Genomic DNA, 8003 nt, shown 5'->3' with positions numbered 1-8003 from the left:
AATAGATAAATCAATATATGAAAAACAAATCTTTTATTATATCAGATTTAATTTACAGACTTTCTTGCACACTCCCAGATTTACTTTTAAAGTCGATTTTTTAGTATTGAAAGTAATAATTCTATATCAGTTTATTCTTATTTTTCTCCTCAGCCGCATGAGCAAGCATTTCACTGACAATCTCCACAGCATCAGGCGATTCATAGATTTCAATTTTTGAATCAATTAAATCCAGATTTTCTTTCAGGATTTCCATCTGTCTGATTATCGTTTCCCGATGTTTGGAAAGCATAGTTTTTCTGCTGCTTATTGTAGAAGTACCTGACATACACATATCAATATATTTTTTTATGTTTTTGATCTGCATACCTGTATCTTTCAGACAGCAGATAAGTTTGAACAAAGTCAGGTCACCCTCAGTGAATACTCTATGCCCGGACTTGCTTCTGGAAACAAACGGAAGAACACCTTCCTTCTCGTAAAACCGGATGGTATGCGCTGAAATTCCGAATTTTTCTGCTACTTCATTAATAGAATAAGTCAAATGAAAAACCTCCTTTAAAATTTATAAAAAAATACTTGACTTAGATATATCTCTAAGTGTTAGTATTAATATAAATCACATTTAGAATATTTTCAAGTGATTTATTACATAATCTGAAAAGGAAGTGAAATTTTATGGATAAACAAAGAAAAATAGCACTGGTCACAGGCGGAAGCAGAGGACTCGGGAGAGATTCTGCCATATCCCTTGCGAAAAAAGGAATAGATGTAGTAATTACTTATAACTCACAAAAGGAAAAAGCGGATGAAACAGTGGCAGAGATAGAAAAAATCGGTGGGAAGGCAGCTGCATTACAGCTTGATGCCGGGAATATATCTTCTTTTGAAAATTTTAAATTACAATTTTTGGAAGTGTTGGAGAAAAAATGGGGGAAAAAACATTTTGATTTTTTAATAAATAATGCAGGTTTTGGAATATATTCACCTGTTGCAGAACTCACGGAGGAACAGTTTGACAGCTTAATGAATGTACATTTTAAAGGAGTATTCTTTTTGACACAGAAACTGCTTTCTGTTCTTGCAGACGACGGAGGAATAGTAAATATTTCCTCAGGGCTGACACGTTTTACAGTTCCGGGGTCAGGGGCATATGCAGCAATGAAAGGTGCTGTAGAGATACTGACTAAATATATGGCAAAAGAACTGGGGGCAAGAGGAATAAGAGTAAATACGGTAGCTCCGGGAGCAATTAATACAGAGTTCAGCGGTGACAGATATGTTAAGCATCCGGAAATAAAAGACCAGATAGGAGCACAGACTGCACTTGGAAGAATAGGAGAAGCTACAGATATCGGCGGGGTTGTTGCCAGCCTTTGTACAGATGATATGGGCTGGGTAAATGCACAGCGTATTGAAGCATCCGGCGGAATGATGCTGTAATATGCAGAAACTTTGTATCGGAAATATTGATTTCGATTCCTTCAAAACCGGGCATAATAAGACATACATTATATTTCTGAATATACTATAATTATTACAAAGGAGAAAGAAATGAACTGGATAAGCACTTTAAACAAAGCTTTGGAATATATAGAAAATAATCTTGAAAATGAAGTGGAAATAAAAAAGATCGCTCAGATATGCGTATGTTCCGAATATAATATACAAAGGGTTTTCTCTGTAATTTCGGGAGTAACTTTCGGCGAATATATAAGAAACCGCAGACTCTCAAAAGCAGCTGTGGATATAAGGGAAACAGACATGAGAATAATAGATATAGCATTCAAATATAACTATGAGTCGGCAGACGCTTTCTCTAAAGCTTTCAAAAATTTTCACGGAATTTCTCCAAAGGACGGCAGAGTGAGAAGCAATGAATTAAAAACTTATCCAAAGTTACATTTCTCCATGATAATTAAAGGAGGAAAAGAAATGAAAAATAAAATTATGAAAAAAGAGCAATTCAGGGTAATTGGAGTAAAACGTACATATAAAAATGTAGAAGAAGGTATGGAAAATATACCGAAATTCTGGAATGAATTTAACAATTCCCGGGAGTGTGAAGAAATCTGCACTAAAATGGACGGGGAACTGAAAGGGATTCTGGGGTTATGTATACCTCATGGAACAGGGACAGGATACGACTATATGATTTGTGTAAGCAGTAATTCCAGAGCAGAAGGGAATTTTCAGGAGTATATGATTCCAGAAGCAGAATGGATGATTTTTGAAGCAAAGGGAAAACTGCCCGAATCTGTCCAGTCTATGACAAAACAAATCTATGAAGAGGTACTTACAGGAGCTGAGTATAAGCATGACAATAAACCGGACTTTGAATTATATCCGTCCGGTGATATAACTGATGAAAATTATATCACTGAAATATGGGTTCCGGTGGTAAAAGTATAAAGCAGGCATGAAGCACCTAATAAGTATCATAAAAAATTATAAAATCCGGTTTTTGTTTTATTGCCGGATTTTTTGTTATATAAAGGAAAAACAAAGCAGGAGGGTGTATAATAATCTTAGAAGTCAGGCTCCGGAAGTGCCGGAAATCTTACTGTAAAAATAGTAAATAAAACATTGAAAACATACCTCATATATTATATACTAAATATAATGGAGGTATTATGAAATCTAAATCAATAGTAGTAGGAATAGCGGGAGGAACCGGTTCAGGGAAGACCAGTGTGGCACATTACATTCTTGAGTACCTGAAAAATTATGAAATAAAACCTGTATTACTGGAACAGGACTCTTATTATGTAAAAAACGATCATCTTTCATTCTCTGAAAGGGTGGAACTGAACTATGACCATCCTGATTTGATTGATTTTCCGCTGTTAATTCAGCATATAAAAGAATTAAGCGCAGGGCATGAAATAGAAAAACCTATTTATGATTTTAAAATTTATAATAGAAGAAGTGAGGTGGAAGTAGTAAGACCTTCGAAATTAATAGTGGTAGAAGGTATATTATTATTTACGCTTGAAGAATTAAGAAGCCTTTTTGATGTGAAAGTTTTTGTAGATACTGATGATGACGAGAGACTTCTGAGGAGGATCGAACGTGATATGAAAGAACGCGGAAGAAGCTTTGACAACATAAAGGATCAATATAGAAAAACCGTAAAACCAATGCATCTGGAATTTGTAGAACCCAGTAAAAGATACGCTGATGTTATTATTCCCCGTGGAGGTAATAATAAGATCGGTATCAAAATGGTAGCAACAAGACTGAAGCATTTACTGTCAAATATGTAATATAATTTTATAGGATATAGATTTTTGTAACAAATGTAAGAAATTCAATCATAAATAAAAGGAGCGATATACATGGCAAAAATAGCAGTAATTGGTGGAGGAGCAGCAGGTATGATGTTCTCTACACAGTATAAAAAAATGAATCCCGGTGACGAAATATTTATTTTTGAAAAAACACCATATGTGGCTTGGGCAGGGTGTCCTACACCATATTATATTGCAGGTGAACTGGGATTTGGAAGTGTTGTTCTGGGAACACCTGATGAATTCAGAGCAAGAGGTTTGAATGTTCTGGTAAATCATGAAGTAAAGAAAGTCGACTTTGAAAATAAGGAACTTACAATTGAAGGAGCCGAAATAAGCGGAGCCTTTCAATATGACAAGTTAATTCTGGCTTTTGGCGGAAAATCTTTTGTGCCTAACATAAAAGGATACAAAGAAGGACTGGAAAATGTATTTACACTTTCACATGCTGTGCATGCAGAGAAAATCAAAGAATTTCTTGATACAAGAAATGATATAAAAAAAGCAATAGTCGTAGGCGGAGGCTTTATCGGAATGGAAATGGCCGAAGCATTTAAAACAAGAGGACTTGAGGTAACAATACTTGAAAAAATGGGAGATATCCTTCCTACAGTAAGCAGTGGGATGAAAGAGCCTATAATTAAAGAAATGGCAGCAAGAGGCGTGGAACTGAAACTGAATTCAGGAGTTACAGAGGTAAAATCCGAAGGTGGAAAAGCTACGGCACTTGTATTGGAAAGCGGCGAAGAAGTGAGCTTTGATATAGTCCTGTTCAGTATAGGGATAACACCAAATATAGATTTCATAGAAAACAGTTGTATTGAAACAAAGAACGGAAAAGTAATAGTAAATGACAAATTTGAAACAAATGTTAAAGATGTATATGCTCTTGGAGATGCCATATATACCAGAAATATACTTACAAATGAATATCTGTACGCTCCTTTCGGAGATGTAGCAAATAAAGAAGGTATGATTCTGGCGAAATATCTGTCAGGGGAAGACGTGTCATGGAGAGGAGCACTTAGAAGCTACGCATCGTCTTTTTATGAAATAAAAATCGCACAGACAGGACTTACACTTGATGAAGCGAAAAGATACGGATATAATGCAGACAGGCTGGAAATGAGAGCCATGACAAAGAATTCGGATTTTGAAGATTCTAAACCGAATAAAGTAGAAATGATATATGATAAAGACAGAAAAGTACTTCTGGGAGGAACAGTAACCGGATATGAGGCAGTGGCGCAGTTTTTGGATCAGATAGCAATAGTAATAAATTTTGAAATACCTGTGGAAAGATTTATAGAAATAGACTTTGCTTATTCTCCTACTAATTCAAGCGTATGGAATCCCCTTTTAGTAGCATACAGAAAATTAATTAAATAGAGGAGAAATCAAAAAGTGAAAAGGTTAAAGAATTTTTTTATTACATCAATAATAGGAGGGCTTTTGGTAATTCTTCCAATAGCTCTGTTATTATGGATATTCAGCATTGTGGTGAACTTTATAATAAAGTATATAAGTCCTGTAACGAAGCTGGTATCTATGTTTATAATAGATGTCAGAATACTTCCGGTAATAATAGCAGTGGTAATAGTAATACTGATTTGCTTCTGCGTGGGACTTATTGTAAAAACCAAAGTGGGGAACTGGATTCATAATAATATAGAAGTAAAACTTCTTGCAAAAATTCCCGGCTATAATATGGTAAAAGGAGCATTGGGTCAGATACTTTCTACTGAACGTAAAACAAGACCTTTCTCAAAAGTAGTTTTATTCAAACTGTATAATAATGATATTTTAATGACAGGTATAGTAAGTGATGACGATCATGAAGATTATGTAACTATTTTCTGTCCCACAGCACCTAATCCTACTTCTGGATTTATATACCATGTGCCGAGAGAACGGGTGTATCCTTTGGAAGAGGGTGTGGAAAACACAATGAGAACAGTGCTGTCCGGCGGTTCGGGGTCAAGTGTGCTGATAGAAGAATATTTGCAAAAGTATGTTAAAAATAAGGAAAGTAATTAAATGAAAAGAAGAATGACTTGTATCCCGTTGGATAAAGGTCATTTTTTTTCAAAAAAACCAGATTTTTAAATACGTTTTACAGTGAAAATATAAATGCTGTACTTATTAAAATAATACTGCTATACTATATGAATAACGGGGTATAAAGAATTAAAAGACTAAATATATGGAGGTTGGCATGAAAGATAAGATTTTCGAAATATTAGAGAAAAAAAAGGCGTTTGACCATGCAATAGCATTGCTGCACTGGGATCTGGAAACAGAAGCACCCAAAAAGGCACTGGAGAAAATAGCCGCAACAATGGGATTTTTGAGTGCAGAAAGTTACAGCCTGATAATAAACGATGAATTTAAAAATATGCTTTATAATATAGATACAGAGCCTTTATCAGATCTTGATAAAAAAGTAATAACAACTCTCAGAAAAGATTTTGAAAAGCTGGAAAAAATACCAAAAGAGGACTATGTAGAATATTCACAGCTTACAGTAGAAGCCACAGCTAAATGGGAAGAAGCTAAAAATGCCGATGACTTCGAGATATTCAAACCATATCTTGAGAAAATAATTAACTTTAATAAAAAGTTTATAAAATACAGAGGATATAAGGATCATCCGTATAATACACTTCTTGACGACTACGAAGAAGGAATGACAGTGGAAAAAACCGATGAGTTTTTCAAGAAAATAAAGCAGGAGCTAATACCTCTGATAAAAAAGATAAATACAATAAATAAAGGCGAAAATAAATTAAAAGGTACTTTTAGTATAGATAAGCAAAAAGAATTTGCAAAATTTCTTGCAGAGTATATTGGATTTGACTTTTCAAAGGGTGTAATCAAAGAAAGCGAACATCCTTTTACACTGAATTTTGATAATAAAGATGTAAGAATAACTACACACTATTATGAAAGTGACCCTTTAAGCGCTGTGTTTTCTACAATACACGAAGGCGGACATGCTATATACGAACAGAATATAAAAGATGAAATTTCCAAAACCATTCTGGGTGAGGGGACTTCAATGGGAGTGCATGAATCACAGTCAAGAATGTATGAAAATATGTTTGGAAGAAATCTGAATTTCTGGATTCCTTTGTATCCTAAATTAAAGGAAAAATTTCCTGAGGAACTGGGAGATATCACACTTGAAAGTTTTTACAGAATAGTAAATGATTCAAAATCTTCTTTGATAAGAATAGAAGCAGACGAGCTTACTTATCCTATCCATGTGCTTATACGTTACGAGCTGGAAAAAGAGATATTTGAAACAGAGGTAGATGTGAATGAACTGCCTAAAAAATGGGCTGATAAATATGAGGAGTATCTGGGAGTGAGACCTGAGACTTTTAAAGAGGGTATATTACAGGATGTCCACTGGTCCGGAGGATCATTCGGGTATTTTTCATCTTATGCTCTTGGAAGTGCTTACGCAAGCCAGTTTTATCACGCTATGTGCAGTGAATTCAATGTGGACAAAGAATTGAAAAGCGGAAGTTTTGAGAAAATAAATGCCTATCTGAGAGAAAATATTCATCAGTATGGTAAATATAAAAATCCTGAAGAGCTGATAATGGACACTACGAAGGAAAAGTTTAATCCTAACTATTATATAAATTATTTAAGAGAAAAGTACGGCAAGCTTTATGTACTTTGCAATTAAAATAATATATAAATTTTGAAAAAGTCAGAGATAACGGACAGAATGTTAGATACTGACAGTGTTACTTTAATGATTTCATTTTGATATGTGAGAATATAGAAAAATCTGAATAGTTTTTAGCAGACTATTACAGAAAACAGTATGTAAAAAAGATTGATTAATATATGAAAATGCTATTGCTGAGATTATAATCTTTTGAACTTTTCAGTAATAGAATGGGAGAAAACAGTTTTTTATTGCAAAGAATGTTCTATACATAAAATAAATCAGGAGGTGGATAAATGCTCTTCTACAAGGATATAAGCATTTATTATGGCAAAATTTTTCCTTTGAATCCGGTTGCGGTGAAATTTCTTGAGGAAGAATTCAACGGGAAAAAGAAAATACTGGATCTGGCATGCGGAGACGGGAAATATTCAGATGCACTGCTTACTCATGATAGAGATATTACAGGAGTGGATCTGGATAAAGGAATGCTCGAAGAAGCAGAGAAAAAATTTGATAAAAGGAAAAATATAAAATTCATATTCGGGAATATGCTGGAATTAAGCAGTGTATTCAAAAGGGAGAGATTTGATGCTGTATTTTGCATAGGAAATTCACTTGTACATCTGACTTCTACCAATAAAATAAAAAAAGCACTTAGAGAACTGAATTCAGTTATGCAGAACAACGGAAAACTAGTAGTGCAGATTATTAATTACAACCGGATACTTAATGAAAATATAAATTTTCTTCCCACAATAAAAAATGAAGATATAGAATTTATAAGAAATTATCACAGACACGGAAACAGCAGAATAATAGACTTTCATACAATACTTAAAATGCCTGACGGAGATATAGAATCCCATCAGGAGCTTTATTCGCTTACAAAGGATGAGCTTATATTTCTTGCTGAAAAAGAAGGATTTACTTTGGAAAGTGTATATTCTTCATTTAAAAAAGAAGAGTGGAATGACCAGTCTTTACAGAGTGTATTTGTTTTTGTGAAAAATTAAAATAAAGAACCATAA

Annotated in this window: 8 protein-coding genes; 7 read left to right on the top strand and 1 reads right to left on the bottom strand. The window is 34.0% G+C overall.

Features of this window, described 5'->3' with window-relative positions:
* Positions 1-121: 121 nt before the first annotated feature.
* Entirely contained in the window at positions 122-544 is a 423-nt protein-coding gene (locus tag NK213_RS08630; RefSeq protein ID WP_253348524.1) for a MerR family transcriptional regulator, read from the bottom strand.
* 134 nt (positions 545-678) lie between these two features.
* Between NK213_RS08630 and NK213_RS08625 the strand changes: the two genes are divergently transcribed.
* The 7 genes from NK213_RS08625 to NK213_RS08595 all read left to right on the top strand — a co-directional run bounded on the left by NK213_RS08625 (position 679) and on the right by NK213_RS08595 (position 7988).
* Positions 679-1443, top strand: coding sequence for an SDR family oxidoreductase (locus NK213_RS08625; protein WP_253348522.1), 765 nt, complete (start codon positions 679-681; stop codon positions 1441-1443).
* Between the two features lie 111 nt (positions 1444-1554).
* Positions 1555-2412 carry an AraC family transcriptional regulator gene (locus tag NK213_RS08620; RefSeq protein WP_253348520.1) on the top strand — a complete coding sequence of 286 codons (858 nt, stop codon included), beginning with the start codon at positions 1555-1557 and terminating at the stop codon, positions 2410-2412.
* A 221-nt stretch (positions 2413-2633) separates the two neighbouring features.
* Entirely contained in the window at positions 2634-3266 is a 633-nt protein-coding gene (udk, locus tag NK213_RS08615; protein ID WP_253348518.1) for a uridine kinase, read from the top strand.
* 72 nt (positions 3267-3338) lie between these two features.
* Positions 3339-4679: an FAD-dependent oxidoreductase gene (locus NK213_RS08610; RefSeq protein ID WP_253348516.1), complete on the top strand. Its 1341-nt coding sequence runs from the start codon at positions 3339-3341 to the stop codon at positions 4677-4679.
* Positions 4680-4694: 15 nt separating this feature from the next.
* Positions 4695-5327: a DUF502 domain-containing protein gene (locus tag NK213_RS08605; RefSeq protein ID WP_253348514.1), complete on the top strand. Its 633-nt coding sequence runs from the start codon at positions 4695-4697 to the stop codon at positions 5325-5327.
* Between the two features lie 178 nt (positions 5328-5505).
* Positions 5506-6987, top strand: coding sequence for a carboxypeptidase M32 (locus tag NK213_RS08600; protein ID WP_253348512.1), 1482 nt, complete (start codon positions 5506-5508; stop codon positions 6985-6987).
* A gap of 281 nt (positions 6988-7268) precedes the next feature.
* Positions 7269-7988 (top strand): bifunctional 2-polyprenyl-6-hydroxyphenol methylase/3-demethylubiquinol 3-O-methyltransferase UbiG, encoded by a 720-nt coding sequence (locus tag NK213_RS08595; protein WP_253348510.1) that lies wholly within the window; start codon positions 7269-7271, stop codon positions 7986-7988.
* The last annotated feature ends 15 nt before the right edge of the window (positions 7989-8003 follow it).

Origin of the sequence: Sebaldella sp. S0638 (genome assembly GCF_024158605.1) — a bacterium.
GTDB lineage: Bacteria > Fusobacteriota > Fusobacteriia > Fusobacteriales > Leptotrichiaceae > Sebaldella.
The sequence above is the reverse complement of the archived record's forward strand: the minus strand, read 5'-3'. Positions and strand labels throughout refer to the sequence as shown.